12 protein-coding genes are annotated in these 15141 nt (G+C 35.7%); 5 read left to right on the top strand and 7 right to left on the bottom strand.

From position 1 onward, the window contains the following. Positions 1-24: 24 nt before the first annotated feature. Complete coding sequence (locus ABEB31_RS05415) at positions 25-468, bottom strand: nucleoside deaminase (RefSeq protein ID WP_347050336.1); 444 nt, start codon at positions 466-468, stop codon at positions 25-27. 60 nt (positions 469-528) lie between these two features. Here ABEB31_RS05415 and ABEB31_RS05410 point away from each other — a divergent pair, with 60 nt between their 5' ends. From ABEB31_RS05410 to ABEB31_RS05395, 4 genes are read left to right on the top strand one after another with little or no spacing between them, the layout of a single operon-like run. Further along, on the top strand, positions 529-1359 hold the full coding sequence (locus ABEB31_RS05410) for an energy transducer TonB (RefSeq protein WP_347050335.1): 831 nt from the start codon (positions 529-531) through the stop codon (positions 1357-1359). Positions 1360-1364: 5 nt separating this feature from the next. Continuing rightward, entirely contained in the window at positions 1365-2225 is an 861-nt protein-coding gene (locus ABEB31_RS05405; protein ID WP_347050334.1) for a hypothetical protein, read from the top strand. 53 nt (positions 2226-2278) lie between these two features. Then, positions 2279-4066 carry a 1-deoxy-D-xylulose-5-phosphate synthase gene (locus tag ABEB31_RS05400; protein ID WP_347050333.1) on the top strand — a complete coding sequence of 596 codons (1788 nt, stop codon included), beginning with the start codon at positions 2279-2281 and terminating at the stop codon, positions 4064-4066. Positions 4067-4099: 33 nt separating this feature from the next. Beyond that, positions 4100-5101, top strand: coding sequence for a DUF3078 domain-containing protein (locus tag ABEB31_RS05395; protein ID WP_347050332.1), 1002 nt, complete (start codon positions 4100-4102; stop codon positions 5099-5101). A 77-nt stretch (positions 5102-5178) separates the two neighbouring features. Here ABEB31_RS05395 and ABEB31_RS05390 read toward each other — a convergent pair whose 3' ends face one another. The 5 genes from ABEB31_RS05390 to ABEB31_RS05370 form a co-directional block, all read right to left on the bottom strand. Continuing rightward, a complete protein-coding gene (locus tag ABEB31_RS05390; protein WP_347050331.1) occupies positions 5179-6525 on the bottom strand; it encodes a deoxyguanosinetriphosphate triphosphohydrolase in 1347 nt (448 codons plus the stop codon). A gap of 161 nt (positions 6526-6686) precedes the next feature. Continuing rightward, positions 6687-7469 (bottom strand): pyruvate formate-lyase-activating protein, encoded by a 783-nt coding sequence (pflA, locus tag ABEB31_RS05385; protein ID WP_347050330.1) that lies wholly within the window; start codon positions 7467-7469, stop codon positions 6687-6689. A gap of 85 nt (positions 7470-7554) precedes the next feature. Continuing rightward, positions 7555-9789, bottom strand: coding sequence for a formate C-acetyltransferase (gene pflB, locus ABEB31_RS05380; RefSeq protein ID WP_347050329.1), 2235 nt, complete (start codon positions 9787-9789; stop codon positions 7555-7557). A 110-nt stretch (positions 9790-9899) separates the two neighbouring features. After that, positions 9900-11081, bottom strand: a complete 1182-nt coding sequence (locus ABEB31_RS05375; protein WP_347050328.1) for an L-lactate MFS transporter — start codon at positions 11079-11081, stop codon at positions 9900-9902. 137 nt (positions 11082-11218) lie between these two features. Further along, positions 11219-11680 carry an Lrp/AsnC family transcriptional regulator gene (locus tag ABEB31_RS05370; RefSeq protein ID WP_347050327.1) on the bottom strand — a complete coding sequence of 154 codons (462 nt, stop codon included), beginning with the start codon at positions 11678-11680 and terminating at the stop codon, positions 11219-11221. 157 nt (positions 11681-11837) lie between these two features. On the opposite strand from ABEB31_RS05370, the gene metE reads away from it, so the two are divergent. Then, the gene (metE, locus tag ABEB31_RS05365; RefSeq protein WP_347050326.1) at positions 11838-14159 is read left to right on the top strand and encodes a 5-methyltetrahydropteroyltriglutamate--homocysteine S-methyltransferase; all 2322 of its coding nucleotides are present in this window, start codon (positions 11838-11840) and stop codon (positions 14157-14159) included. Positions 14160-14544: 385 nt separating this feature from the next. Here the strand turns inward: metE and ABEB31_RS05360 are convergent, their stop codons facing one another. Beyond that, positions 14545-15123 (bottom strand): outer membrane beta-barrel protein, encoded by a 579-nt coding sequence (locus ABEB31_RS05360; protein ID WP_347050325.1) that lies wholly within the window; start codon positions 15121-15123, stop codon positions 14545-14547. Positions 15124-15141: the final 18 nt, after the last annotated feature.

The following is a 15141-nucleotide window of genomic DNA, read 5'->3' as shown; positions in this document are numbered from 1 at the left end:
CAGAAGAGCCTCAATTCAGATAATTTATTTTCGTCTTTCAAGAAAAAAACGTTTCATTAAATCAGCCGCTTCATTTGCCATAACGCCGGATACCACGGTAGTTTTAGGGTGTAATTTTGTTCCCATCGTTAAAAACCCTCTTTGCTCATCGCGTGCACCAAAAACAATTTTAGAAATCTGGCTCCAATACAATGCACCCGCACACATCTGGCAAGGCTCTAAGGTGACGTAAAGCGTGCAATCTTTCAGATATTTTCCGCCAAGGAAATTTGCGGCAGAGGTAATCGCCTGCATTTCAGCATGCGCCGTAACATCATTTAATAATTCGGTTAAATTATGTGTTCTTGCAATTACTTTGTCGGCGACTACAATAATAGCTCCAACAGGAATTTCGCCCTTATCAAAAGCCATTTCAGCTTCCTGCAGGGCTTTTTTCATAAAATATTCGTCGGTGAAAGGATTTTCCATAATTGCAAAAATAAGATTTAGAAGTTATTTTTTATTACATTTATTTGCTGAAAGCTCTTTATGGATAAAACTCATAAAATTACCATTCCCAAACCGTGCCACGAAAACTGGAACAAAATGACGCCAAATGAAAACGGTCGTTTTTGTTTGAGCTGCGCTAAAACGGTTGTTGATTTTACTTCGATGCTTCCTAACGAAGTTCAGCATTATTTCATCCAAAATGAAAATATAAAAATCTGCGGAAGATTTAAAAATACGCAATTGGAAAGCATCACTATTCAGATTCCCGATCGGGTTTTATATTCTCAAACCAATTATTCCAAAATGTTTCTGTTGGCTTTATTTGTGTCTATGGGAACTACCTTATTTAGCTGCGCAGATAATAATGGAAATAAAAACAAAATTGATAAAATTGAGATTGTTAACAACATAGAACAAGATGAGAATGAAGATGTTTCTTCTTGCTACGGACACCAGATTGAATCAAAAAAAGAGAAAAAGAAAAAAGACCTTCTTAATCCTGGATTTACAACAGGGAACATTATTATTTCCAACTCCATTCAGACAGGGAGCTTTAATTATCATACAATATATAATTCAACCGATTTGGATGTTCTGCCAGTTCCGGAAATCGGAATGGAAAAATTCTATGCTTTTTTTGCTAAAAATTTTAAAGCTCCAAAAAACATGAAAAAGTTTTATGGAAAAGCCTTTATAGTTTTTGTTGTTGAAGAAGACGGCAGTCTTAGTAATTTCAATATTGAGAAAAACACATCCATAGAAATAGGGAAAGAAGCTATAAAAATTTTAAAAACTGCTCCCAATTGGATTCCGGGAAAATTAAAAAAACGTATTGTTCGATCATCATTCACATTCGAAATTCCATTATAAAAGTTATGGATGATAAACATAAAATCACAATTCCCGAACCGTGCCACGAAAACTGGAACAAAATGAAGCCAAATGAAAACGGCCGTTTTTGTTTGAGCTGCGCTAAAACGGTTGTTGATTTTACCTCGATGCTTCCTAACGAAGTTCAGCATTATTTCATCCAAAATGAAAATAAAAAAATCTGCGGAAGATTTAAAAATACGCAATTGGAAAGCATCACCATTCAGATTCCCGATCGGGTTTTATATTCTCAAACCAATTATTCCAAAATGTTTCTGTTGGCTTTATTTGTAGCAATGGGAACAACCTTGTTTAGTTGTGCAAATAAAGATGGGAAAAAGAAAAAGATAGATAAAGTTGAAGTTGTTACAGACCTCTCTCCGACTAATGATATAATAGTTGGAGAGCCGGCAATTGACGAAAATGACACAAAGAACGTTGTTATTCCGCCTCCGCCTCCACCAAAAGTTGATCAGGTTAAATTTATAAAACCAATTGAAGAATCAAAAATTAAAAAAAGTAATTCTTCACGAAATGAAACTGTAGAAACTGAAGATGTTTCTCTTAAAAAGGAGCAAGCTCCTAAAAATGCAGAATTCCCGGGTGGCATTGATCAATTTCACAGCTTTTTTATGAAAGAATATAAAAAACCGGAAGGCGTAAGTTATTGGAAACTTAATTTTACGCTGGCCTTTGCAGTAGAAAAAAATGGTACTGTATCATTTCTCGAATGTTCTCCTGCTATTGAAGAACCTTTGCAAAAAGAAATCATCAGAGTTTTGAGTGTATGTCCCAAATGGCAGCCAGGCGAATCGAACGGAAAAAAACTTAAAATGCAATATTCTGTACCTATTTTATTGAAATAATACACTTCAGGAAAATTAAATTTAAAACCGTAAATTTGCTTTTTACCTTATAAATGAAAAGCAATTTACTTTCAAACATATATAATCCAGCCGATTTACGTCTTTTAAAAGAAGGGCAGCTTACTCAGGTTGCTCAGGAATTGCGTCAGTTTATTATTGATGTCGTTTCTGTAAAAGAAGGTCATTTGGGCGCAAGTCTCGGCGTTATAGAGCTGACAATAGCCTTACATTACGTTTTTAATACTCCCGAAGATTTATTGGTTTGGGATGTTGGCCATCAGGCATACGGACATAAAATCCTGACCGAAAGACGGGAAAATTTTCATACCAACAGACAGATTGGAGGTCTTTCAGGATTTCCAAAAAGAAGCGAAAGTATTTATGACACTTTTGGTGTCGGGCATTCTTCAACTTCTATCTCTGCCGCACTAGGAATGGCGATTGCTTCTAAATTAAAAGGTGATTTTGATAAAGAGCATATTGCCGTAATCGGAGATGCTTCTATTGCAAGCGGAATGGCTTTTGAAGGCCTCAATCATGCCGGAGTTACCGATGCCAATTTACTGGTAATTTTAAATGACAACGCTATTGGGATTGACCCCAGTGTTGGCGCACTGAAAAAATACCTCACTGCTGTAAAAGAAGGGAAAAATCCCCGAAAAAATAACATGATCAAATCACTGAATTTTGATTATTCGGGTCCGATTGACGGCCATGATCTTCCTCTTTTAATTCAGGAACTGAATCGTTTAAAAAACATAAAAGGCCCAAAATTTCTTCATATTGTTACTACAAAAGGAAAAGGCTTACAGCAGGCCGAAGAAAATCAGGTTAAATATCATGCTCCCGGAAAATTTGATGCCTTAACGGGAGAAATCCATTTAAAACCAGAAGAAAATCTTCCTCCGAAATATCAGGATGTTTTTGGACTAACGATTTTAGATTTAGCCAGAAAAAATGAAAAAATAATCGGAATCACACCTGCCATGCCTTCCGGAAGTTCGTTAAAGTTTATGATGGACGAATTACCGGATCGCGCTTTTGATGTGGGAATTGCAGAACAACACGCCGTAACACTGGCAGCAGGAATGGCAACGCAGGGCATGATGGTGTATTGCAATATTTATTCGACATTTTTGCAGAGGGCTTACGATCAGGTTATTCACGATGTGGCGCTGCAAAATTTACCTGTTATTTTTTGTCTGGACCGCGCAGGTCTGGTTGGTGAAGATGGTGCAACACATCATGGCGTTTTTGATATTGCTTATTTACGTTCTATTCCGAATATGATTATTTATGCCCCGTTAAACGAAATCGAGCTCCAAAATATTTTGTATACTGCTCAATTGGGTTTAAATCATCCTATTGCAATTCGTTATCCAAGAGGTCGCGGAGTCCTGCCAAATTGGGAAGTAGAAAATTTCGGACATTATGAAAAAATAATTTTAGGCGCCGCAAAATGCTTAAAAGATGGTACAAAAATTGCGGTTCTGTCGGCCGGAACAATTGGAAATAATGTTATTGAAGCACTGGAAAAATCAACTCATTCCATCGACATCGCCCATTACAACTTTAGTTTTATTAAACCATTAGACATCAATACATTAAATTATATTTTTTCAACTTTTGATAAGATTATTACCATCGAAGACGGCGTTAAAACCGGCGGTTTTGGAAGTGCCATTTTAGAGTTTGCAGCAGCTCATAATTTCAAAAATACGATTGAAATTTTGGGTGTTCCTGACCAATTTATGGAACACGGAACAGTTAATGAGTTACAACAATTGTGTGCGATTGACGTTAAAAGTTTAATAAATCTTTTTTCTAACGGTTCAAAATAATTATTTTGCAACACCAAAAAAAAAATTACCAAAATGAAATTATTGCGTTCTACCCTTTTGCTGCTGTTGCTTTTGAGTACTTCTAATAACTTTGCCCAGATTATCCAAACCACCCTGAGTCCTAATCAGGCACCGAAACCGCCTTCTAACTGGTCAAAAAAGAATCAGCTTGGGTTTGATATTTCCGAAATTGCTTTTGTAAACTGGAGTGCCGGGGGAACAAGTTCTATTTCAGGTTTGTTTAAAGGCGAGTTTGGAAGAACTTACGCTAAGAAAAATCATAAATGGGTAAACGAACTTATAGTTAAATATGGTTTAAATAAACAAGACGGAACCGAATTAAGAAAAACAGACGATGCTTTTCAATTTAATTCGACTTATGGTTTCAGAAAGGATACGGCTTCAAATTGGTATTATTCTTCTAAGTTAAACTTCAATACACAATTTACAAACGGTTATAACTATCCAAACAGAGATGTTGCCATTTCCAAACCTTTTGCACCAGCTTATATATTTCTGGGAGCTGGAGCTGAGAATGCAAACAAACAAAAGAACAGGGTGTTTTATTTCTCTCCGATTACGTTAAAAACCACTTTAGTACTGGATCAATATCTGGCTAATCAAGGTTCTTTCGGGGTTAAAAAAGCCGTTTATGCAACTGATCCGCTGGACCCTACTCAACAAATTTTAATTGAAGAAGGTCAGAAGGTAAAAGCCGAATTTGGTATACTTTTTACGGCTTACATGAAAAACGAAATCTATAAAAATGTTTTTTATGAAAACCGTTTAAGTCTGTATACCGATTATCTCAATAAATTTGGAAATGTTGATATCGATTATGACACGCGTCTGGATCTGGTTGTGAATGCCTACGTAAAAGCAAATATTGGCCTCCATTTAATTTATGATGACGATATTAAAACTAAAAAAGACGTTGTTGATCCTTCTACAGGCAATACAACGCAAGTCAATGACGGACCGAGAATGCAGTTAAGACAGGTTCTTGGTGTAGGTCTGGTTTATGCTTTTAAATAATAAAATCATCAAAATAAAAAAAAGCTTCTTTTAGAAATTCTAAAAGAAGCTTTTTTTTATTAAAGCGAGAAACTTACTTAACGCTTTTTTTGTCCTTTGATCGTTTCATACAACTCAAGCGCATTTCCGTCTGTTAACAATGAAACATAATGACAAATGTGCAATAAACGTTCGTACAAATTGCCTTTGTCTAAATGATGTTTTTCGGGCAGCATTTTCAAAATCAGTTTATCGTAGTTTGAAGCCGTGCCATCATATTTATTATTGAAAGCGGTAATAAATTTATCCAGCAGGGTTTGTATAATCTGATAACCTACTATTTCTTTTTCTATGACTTCCCGGCTTTGATAAATTTTTTCAACGCTCAGTTTGATAATATCATCCATCTGCGCTTTGTATTTACTTTTGTCTGTTAAAGCAAAAGGGAAATTGCCGGCAAGGATAGCTTCTTCATTTTCTATAAATACATCTACTGCATCGGTAATTAAAGTTCCGATTGCCAATGCTCTTAAATACGAAATACGATCTTCTTTTGTTGTTAACGATTTGTATTTAGAAACTCCAATATTATCTTTTACCAGTTTAATTAAATATTCTAACGCAAAATCTTCAGAAACCAGACCAAGATTAATTCCGTCTTCAAAGTCAATAATTGTATAACAAATATCATCTGCTGCCTCCACCAAATATGCCAGCGGATGTCTTTCAAAGCCAATATCTCCTTCAGATTTATTAGCAATCATTCCCATATCTTTGGCTACTTCTTCAAAAAACAATTTGTCTGACTGAAAGAAACCGTATTTTTTATCAGCAATATTATTGGTTGGTTTTTTAGGAAGGCTTTCTTTGGGATATTTCATGAAAGCGCCCAAAGTTGCGTACGAAATACGCAGTCCGCCATCGATTCCCGGACGACTCGCTGTCAAGACCGAAAAGCCGTTAGCGTTTCCTTCAAAATCAATTAGATCCTGCCATTGTTTATCTGTCAGCTGATTTCTGTACTGCTGCCCTTTACCAATTGAGAAATATTCGCCAATTGCTTTTTCACCGGAATGCCCAAAAGGCGGATTTCCGATATCGTGTGCCAAAGATGCAGCGGCTACAATCGCACCGAAATCATTCATATGATAACCATGAACTTCTTTTAAATACGGATATTTTTCGATGATTTTTTTCCCAACCAAACGCCCAAGTGAACGCCCTACAACCGAAACTTCTAAACTATGAGTCAAACGGGTGTGCACGAAATCGGTTTTGGAAAGTGGAATAACCTGTGTTTTATCCTGTAAACTTCTAAAAGCGGAAGAAAATATAATTCGGTCATAATCGACTTCAAATCCTAAACGGGTGTCATCTTGTTCTATACGCAATCTTTTGCCCGTGTCTCCCTGCTTTTTAAGTGATAAAAGTTGTTCCCAGTTCATTTTTGTATTTTAGATTTAAGTCCGGATCCCGATGCTTCGGGACGGGATAGATTATAGATTTTCATCTAAGCGTCAAAAATACGTTTTATTTAGGATTTCATTCAACAAAATATACTATTTAAAAGATAAGCCTACTTCATATTCAGACTACACAAAATTTTCTACTTGAGTATGACATTTTTGAAATATTGGCTAAAAATTGCGAATACCTCTACTTTACTTTCGGCTGTAGGCCCGGCAGTATCTTTAAGAGTATAAGGCATATTAAGTAATTCCCATTTTTGAGATCCCAGCTGGTGAAACGGTATAATCTCCACACGTTCAACTGTTTTATAATTGGTAAAGTGCTGTGCCCATTCTTCCAGGTATTGTGGCTGGTCTGTCCAACCCGGAACTAAAACATATCTTAACCACATTGGCTTTCCGGTAGATTCCCTATAGGCTGCCACCTCTAATGTCGTTTTATTACTGACTCCTGTAAGCTTATGATGTATGTCATCATTAATATGTTTGACATCTAAAAGCAAAATATCTGTATTATCAAAAAGTTCCTGTGCCTGTTTGTTATTTAATCTTCCGTTGGTGTCCAGACAGGTACTAATTCCTTTTTCATGCAGTAATTTAAAAAAATGAAGCAACTTGTTTCTTTGAAGCAAAGGTTCTCCGCCGGAAACTGTAACTCCACCCGTTTTACCGAAGTAACTTTTCTGCCGAACGGCTCTTTTTACTAATTCTTCTATTTCGACTAAGGAACCCGCTTTAACATCTAATGTATCAGGGTTTTGACAATATAAACATCTAAACTGACATCCTTGTGCAAATACCACCATTCGGATACCAGGACCATCATGAGTGCCAAAAGTTTCAAGAGAATGTATTCTTAAATGATCAGGATCATCAATATTTAATTTAGCAGCTTCAATATCTTGTAATTGAAAATACATGGTTTAAAAAATAAGAGTTGAAAAATAATAAAAATAGGCTAGCCAAAAATTAGCCAGCCCATATCTGATTCTTTTCTGGCCACTTTTACATAGCTTCGTGAAAAGTACGCGCTATAACTTCTAACTGATGTGCTCTTGATAATCGCACAAAATTAACAGCATAACCCGAAACTCTTATGGTAAGTTGTGGATGATTTTCAGGATGATTATAAGCATCCTGAAGGGTTTCGCGATTTAATACATTTACATTTAAATGATGGGCCATTTGTTTAAAATAACCATCTATTACATGCACTAAATTGGTTACTTGTTCTTCTCTTGTATCTCCAAGTGACTTCGGAATCATGGAAAAAGTATTCGAAATACCATCTTGCGCATCATTGTAATTCAGTTTTGCGACAGAATTTAATGAAGCAATTGCGCCGCTGCAATCACGTCCATGCATTGGGTTGGCTCCCGGTGCAAAAGACTCACCATCTTTACGTCCGTCGGGAGTTGCTCCTGTATTGGTTCCGTACATGACATTAGATGTAATCGTCAATAATGAAAGAGTTGGTGTTGCATTTTTATATGCAGTATGTTTTCTAAGTTCTCCAATAAAGAAAGCCGTTATTTCCTGAGCAATAGAATCTACTCTGTCATCGTCATTTCCAAATTTAGGATAATCGCCTTCTATATTAAAATCTACTGTAATTCCGTTTTCATTTCTAATTGGTTTTACTTTAGCATATTTAATTGCAGATAACGAATCGGCAATTATAGAAATTCCTGCTGCCCCATAAGCGATGTCTATATGCGGATCAGAATCAATCATAGCCATTTGTGCTCTTTCATAATAAAACTTATCATGCATATAATGAATAATATACATAGACTTGGCATAAACTCTGGCCACTTCCTTTAGAGTACGTTTAAATACATTGCTTACCACATTATAATCTAATACTTCGTCATGTATAAACGGAATATCTTTCATTACCAATGCTCCGCCACGTTCTTCCCTCCCTCCGTTTAAAGCAATCAGTAATGCTTTGGGTAAATTGGCTCGCGCCCCAAAGTGCTGAATTGATTTGCCAATTTCCTGATGCGATACACAGCAAGCAATTCCGTAATCATCAGAACCTCTGTTAGGTCTCATCAAATCATCATTTTCATATTGAATTGATGAGGTGTCAATTGACACCTGCGCACAGAAATCCTTAAATCCCTGTGGAAGATCTTCTGACCATAAAACTGTTAAATTCGGTTCCGGAGATGCTCCTAAATTATATAATGTCTGGAGAAATCGAAATGATGTTTTGGTTACTTTCGTTCTTCCGTCATTAAACATACCTCCAATACATTCTGTTACCCAGGTTGGGTCTCCTCCAAATATTTCATCGTAGGCTCCAGGTCTTAGATGGCGCACCATTCTTAATTTCATTACAAACTGGTCTACTAATTCTTGTGCTTCAGATTCAGTAATCGATCCTTCTTCAAGATCTCTTTGTATATAAATATCGAGGAATGAAGATACATTTCCTAATGACATTGCTGCTCCATCCTGCTCTTTCACCGCAGCCAAATAAGCAAAATAAACCCATTGAACTGCTTCTTTTGCATTTTGTGCAGGAAGAGAAATATCAAAACCATAATCGGCCGCCATTATAAGCATGTCTTGTAAGGCACTAATCTGTGACGCTATTTCCTCGCGCAAACGAACTTTATGCTCGGTCATTTCGCCGCCAACTTTATTATGATCTTCTTTTTTAAAAGCAATAAGCTGATTAACTCCGTACAAAGCCATACGGCGGAAGTCACCAATAATACGTCCACGCGCATAATTATCAGGCAAACCTGTCAATATATGTTTAGAACGATACTCTCTAATTTCTTTATCATAAGCGTCGAAAACTTTTTCGTTATGATTTTTAGCATAGTTAAAAATATCGGTCACACGATCAGACACTTTTAATCCTCTTTCTTTTACTGCAGATTCTACCAGCTTAATTCCTCCAAAAGGTTTCATGGCTCTCTTTAACAGTTCATCTGTCTGTAAACCAACAACTACTTCGTCTTCTTTTTTAATATAACCAGGCTTAAATGCATTTATAGTTGATATCGTTTCCACATCAATTGCCGAACATCCATTATTTGCTCGTTCTTTTAGTAAAGCTTCCTTACAGATATTCCACAAATTGGTAGTTTTTACTGATGGCCCGGATAAAAAAGAAGAGTTTCCTTCATAAGGTGTAATGTTTTTTAATACAAAATCCTGAACATTTACTGATGATTCCCATTTTCCTGACGTAAATACCTTTTTTTCTACATTTGCTTTCATAACTCAAAATAATTTTAATTGCGTATATTATATCATCAAATTTCGAGGCTTTTTTCAGACAAAAACATGATAATAATCAGATTTAGAGTTTATTTTTATAAAAATGACAACTATTTTCGTGAAATAAGTTTTGATCTTACCATTAGGCACATTATTGCAGTCAAACTCAAAATCCCGGCAAACAAATAAAAGATCAACGAATAATTTTTAGTAAGAGAAATTAATCCCGGACCAACGAAGGCCGCAGCAGACCAGGCAATTAATATAAAACCAAATGGAGTACTCATTTTATAAGGCCCGTAAAGATCTTTAACAAAAGCGGGCATTGCCGCAAATGCTCCTCCGTAACAACTTATAATAATAAATACCATAATCTGGAATACAATTGGAGTATGGGTCTGACTTAGCATAATAAAACAGAAGGCGCCAATAGCAAAAAATGTAAAAAAGGTATACCAGCGACCAATTTTATCCGATATACTGGACCAAAACAACCGGCCAAATCCATTGAAAAAGCCAATGAAACCAACAAAATTAATGGCTTGCTGATCATTAATATGAATTATATCTTTTGCCATTGGCGCTGCAATAGAAATTAAGGCAATCCCACAGGTCGTATTTAAAAATAACATTAGCCAAAGACTATAAAAACGAAAATCTGTTAATAATTCTTTTAACGCGACTGGAGAATTGTTTTTTAAATCGTCCTCTGTAGAAACTGCTGAAAAAGGAAGCGAAAGACACAATGAGGCTAAAACCATGATTGCAAAATAAACCAATCCCAGAAGATAAAAACTATGTGAAACTCCAATTGATTCTGTTAGTGGTAAAATAATGCGGGAAGCCAATATCGAGCCCAAGGCAAACGACATAATTACCAACCCTCCCGCAAATCCCGGTTTTTCAGGAAACCATTTTACAACAACCGAAATGGGTGTAATATAACCAAACCCCAAACCAATGCCGCTTATTACACCGTAAAACAGATAGAATAGGGGTAGGGATTTTTCTGCTATAGCAAATCCGCTGCCCATTAATCCAACACCAAAAAATAAAGCAGCAATTAATCCTGCTTTTTTAGGGCCAAATTTTCGAACAAACTTTTGCATAAAAGCAGCGGTAAGTCCTAAAAAGCAAATGGCTAAGCTAAAGGATAATTTTAATTGGTGTGCATCCCACCCATTAATTAACTGGATAGGATTAATCCAGACACTGTAAGCATAAATAGAACCTATTGATAATTGCAATAACATTCCGGCTGATGCAATAACCCATTTATTTATTTTTATCATAAGACGATATATTTAATATGCGCCTTACAAATTTATAAGTCGAAATTTGCAGAAAACGTGATTTTTATCGTGTTTCTATTAAAAACACAAAATAAATTCACGAAAACGTTGTATAAAAACTACAATTAGAATTAAAATCAGAACTCTAATGCAGTGCTATGTTTAATCTCTCCCATTACAAAAATACTGTTAGTGTTTCCGATGTTTTCTATGGTCGACAATTTATTCATTACAAAATCCTGATAACTCGCCATATCCTGCACTAAAATCTTTAGCATAAAATCGTAATCGCCGGCAATATTATAACATTCTATAATCTCAGGAAGTGCAACGATGTCTTTTACAAAATTACTTCCGACATTTTTGGCATGTTCTTTTAAGCGAACATTACAAAAAACAGTCATTCCGCGATTCATTTTTTTCTTATCCAAAAGAGCCACATATTTCGTAATGTATCCGTCTCGTTCCAATCGTTTTATACGTTCGTAAACCGGAGTAACCGTTAGAAATAATTTGCCTGCAAGATCTTTTGTATTGATATTAGAGTTCTCCTGAAGATGTTTCAGAATCAATAAATCGGTTTTATCTAAGTTTTCCATAGTATTTTTTACGGCTAAAGGTTGATTAAAAACATATTCACAGTAATAAAATCTTTTAAATATTACATATAAAACACATTTTACTGAAATAAGCCTCAAATATAAGTTATAAAAACCAAGAACGTAAATTTGTTCAGTAAAATATACTGAATCAAAAATGAAAACAAACAACCTGGGTTACCCAAGAATTGGCAGTAACAGAGAATTAAAAAAAGCATCTGAACTGTATTGGGCGGGAAAAATTTCTGCCGATGAACTTATTAAAGCCGGAAAAGATATTCGCCATAAAAATTGGCATTTACAATCTCAGGCGGGCGTAGATTTAATTCCGTCTAATGATTTTTCTTTTTATGATCAGGTTTTGGATCTGACTCTGACTGTGGGTGCAATCCCAAAACGCTATCATGAAGTAGCAAAATCTAATTCTTCCCTCGATTTGTATTTTGCAATGGCGCGCGGTTCTCAAAAGGACGGACAGGATGTTGTAGCAATGGAAATGACAAAATGGTTCGATACCAACTACCATTATATTGTTCCTGAATTTACTAAAGATCAGAAATTTGAATTGTTTTCTGAAAAAATAATCAGTGAATTTAAAGAAGCCAATGATTTGGGAATTAAGACCAAACCGGTTTTGATCGGACCGGTTTCTTATTTACTTTTAGGAAAAGAAAAAGAAGAAGGTTTTGAGCGAATCGATCTGTTGGATAATTTACTTCCCGTTTATTTTGAAATCCTTGAAAAATTACAAGCAGAAAATGCGGAATATATTCAACTTGATGAACCTTTTCTGGCGTTAAATCTCAGCGAAAAAGAACGTAACGCTTTCACGAAAGTGTACAATGAAATCAACGTTCGTTTCCCGAAACTAAAAATTGTCCTGGCAAATTATTTTGACTGTTTTGGAGCAAATCTGGAAACAGCTTTAGCGCTTCCTGTTGATACTTTTCATCTGGATTTAGTTCGTTGCCCTCTGCAATTAAATGATATTTTAGAATCAGGAAAATTGGCTCCCAATGTAAATCTTTCGCTGGGAGTTGTAGACGGAAGAAATATCTGGAAAAATGACTTTAGAAAGTCTTTAGAAATAATTAAAAAAGCAACTGATGCATTAGGCGAAAGCCGAATTCTGATTGCGCCTTCGTGTTCTTTAATTCATAGTCCGTGTGATTTGGATTTAGAGACGAACGACGAAACCTTAACGCCGGAGATCAAACAATGGCTGGCTTTTGCAAAACAAAAAGTAAACGAAATTGTGCTTTTGAAACAATTTGCTTCTAATGAAACTGATGTGACAAATTCTGTGGATTTTGAAAGAAATGTAATTGCCAATGAAAATCGCAAGACTTCAAAATTAATTCACAATAATGAAGTTAAAAATCGTGTAGCGAATATTTCTGCTTCAGACGATAAAAGAAAAAGTACGTTTGACATTAGAAGAAATAGCCAGACCGAAGCCTTAAATCTGCCATTATTTCCAACTACTACTATTGGATCTTTTCCTCAGACTGCCGAAGTACGCAGCTGGAGGGCAAAATTCAAGAAAGGAGAATTATCTGCTGCCGAATACAACGACTTAATCGAAAAAGAAACAGAAGCTACAATTCGTTTTCAGGAAGAAACAGGAATCGATGTTTTGGTTCACGGTGAATTTGAACGAAATGATATGGTGGAATACTTTGGAGAGCAACTGGCAGGATTTACATTTACCAAAAACGGCTGGGTGCAAAGCTACGGAAGCCGTTGCGTAAAACCACCTGTAATTTACGGAGACGTTTCGCGACCACAACCAATGACAATAAAGTGGTCGGAATATGCACAATCTTTAACTCCAAAATGGGTAAAAGGAATGCTGACAGGGCCTGTTACGATTTTGCAATGGTCGTTTGTACGTAACGATCAGCCCCGTTCTGAAACTTGTACGCAGATTGCCCTGGCGATTCGTGATGAAGTTGTCGATTTAGAAAAAGCCGGAATTAAAATCATTCAGATTGATGAACCTGCGATTCGCGAAGGTTTGCCTTTACGAAAAGAAGAATGGGCTAACTATCTGGACTGGGCCGTTCGGGCTTTTAGAATTTCTGCGAGCGGTGTTCAGGACGATACGCAAATTCATACACACATGTGTTACAGTGAGTTTAACGATATCATTCAGAATATTGCAGATATGGATGCCGATGTAATAACGATTGAATGTTCGCGTTCGCAAATGGAACTTTTAGACGCTTTTGCGAATTTTAAATATCCAAACGAAATTGGTCCCGGCGTTTACGATATTCATTCACCCCGAGTTCCTTCAAGCGCAGAAATGGTTCGGTTGTTAGAAAAGGCTTCGGCCGTTATCCCGATCGATCAGTTATGGGTAAATCCAGATTGCGGTTTGAAAACACGCCACTGGGACGAAACTAAAAAAGCTTTAATTGAGATGGTTTCTGCTGCTCAGGAGATGAGAGCAGCTGTGGAACATCCGGTTGGATAATTATTTTAATAGATATTTTTTTTGTCAACACGTGAAACCGAAATGAGTATTATTAAATTCGGTTTCACTGCTGTTGGCATTATTTTTTTAATTTAAAAAAGTTTACAAAGAATAAATGAAACTATAAATCCTAAAACAAACCATATTACTTTGGTAATCATATTCTCTCTGATTATTTCTTCTCTTTCGATATTTCTAATTTTCATGGCACTTTTATTTAATAATTTGGTTACGCAAAATTATATTGAACTGAAAAACAAAATAGACTCTATCGAATTAAATAGTATCACAATAGGACAAAATATTGTATTATTTTTTATTTTTTAAATAAAAAAAAGCACTCCAAATGGAGTGCTTTCTGAAATTGAATTTATAAAACTTAAGATTAGAAGTTTTTAGAAATTCCGATATTAAATGTCTGACCGAAGTTGAAGTTAAATCTGCTAACATCAGGACCATTATTGTCATAGCTTAAAGTATCATAACCTAAACCTCCAATGCTGAAGTTTAAACCAAAACCTTTTTGCATGTTGATGAAAAGTGCAGGAACTACACCAATGTACATTCCGTCTGCCTTATCTTTTGAATAATTAGCTCCAACATAAGATTTTTCGGTTCTGTTTTGAAAACCAGCTCCTAAATCTGCAAAAACAGCAAAAGTCTGGCTTAATGGCATTGTATAACGTACAAATGCTCCAAATCTTGAAGTATTGGTTTTGTACTCATTTGCACCCTGATCGTCTTTTGAAGAAGCAACAGTAAACTCACCTCCTACAGTCCAGTTGTCATGAAACTGGTAACCTACTTTTGGAGAAAAACTGAATTCATTAGATTTTGTTTCTCCAACATTGTAATCTACAGTTTCAGAAGTGTAACCAATGTTACCACCAACTAAAACTGTTCCTTTTTGTGCATTTGCAAAACTGCAGATAGCTAAAGCAGCCATCACTAAAATTTTTTTCATTTTTGGGATTTTTTAAAA

This window comes from Flavobacterium olei, from assembly GCF_039749035.1.
In the GTDB taxonomy this organism is placed as follows: Bacteria; Bacteroidota; Bacteroidia; order Flavobacteriales; family Flavobacteriaceae; genus Flavobacterium; species Flavobacterium olei.
This window is presented reverse-complemented; position numbering and strand designations above follow the sequence as displayed.

Excerpts from the sequence above, each read along its gene's own strand:
- ABEB31_RS05415 (WP_347050336.1), bottom strand. The coding sequence starts at position 468 with ATGGAAAATCCTTTCACCGACGAATATTTTATGAAAAAAGCCCTGCAG.
- ABEB31_RS05410 (WP_347050335.1), top strand. The coding sequence starts at position 529 with ATGGATAAAACTCATAAAATTACCATTCCCAAACCGTGCCACGAAAAC.
- ABEB31_RS05405 (WP_347050334.1), top strand. The coding sequence starts at position 1,365 with ATGGATGATAAACATAAAATCACAATTCCCGAACCGTGCCACGAAAAC.
- ABEB31_RS05400 (WP_347050333.1), top strand. The coding sequence starts at position 2,279 with ATGAAAAGCAATTTACTTTCAAACATATATAATCCAGCCGATTTACGT.
- ABEB31_RS05395 (WP_347050332.1), top strand. The coding sequence starts at position 4,100 with ATGAAATTATTGCGTTCTACCCTTTTGCTGCTGTTGCTTTTGAGTACT.
- ABEB31_RS05390 (WP_347050331.1), bottom strand. The coding sequence starts at position 6,525 with ATGAACTGGGAACAACTTTTATCACTTAAAAAGCAGGGAGACACGGGC.
- pflA (WP_347050330.1), bottom strand. The coding sequence starts at position 7,469 with ATGTATTTTCAATTACAAGATATTGAAGCTGCTAAATTAAATATTGAT.
- pflB (WP_347050329.1), bottom strand. The coding sequence starts at position 9,789 with ATGAAAGCAAATGTAGAAAAAAAGGTATTTACGTCAGGAAAATGGGAA.
- ABEB31_RS05375 (WP_347050328.1), bottom strand. The coding sequence starts at position 11,081 with ATGATAAAAATAAATAAATGGGTTATTGCATCAGCCGGAATGTTATTG.
- ABEB31_RS05370 (WP_347050327.1), bottom strand. The coding sequence starts at position 11,680 with ATGGAAAACTTAGATAAAACCGATTTATTGATTCTGAAACATCTTCAG.
- metE (WP_347050326.1), top strand. The coding sequence starts at position 11,838 with ATGAAAACAAACAACCTGGGTTACCCAAGAATTGGCAGTAACAGAGAA.
- ABEB31_RS05360 (WP_347050325.1), bottom strand. The coding sequence starts at position 15,123 with ATGAAAAAAATTTTAGTGATGGCTGCTTTAGCTATCTGCAGTTTTGCA.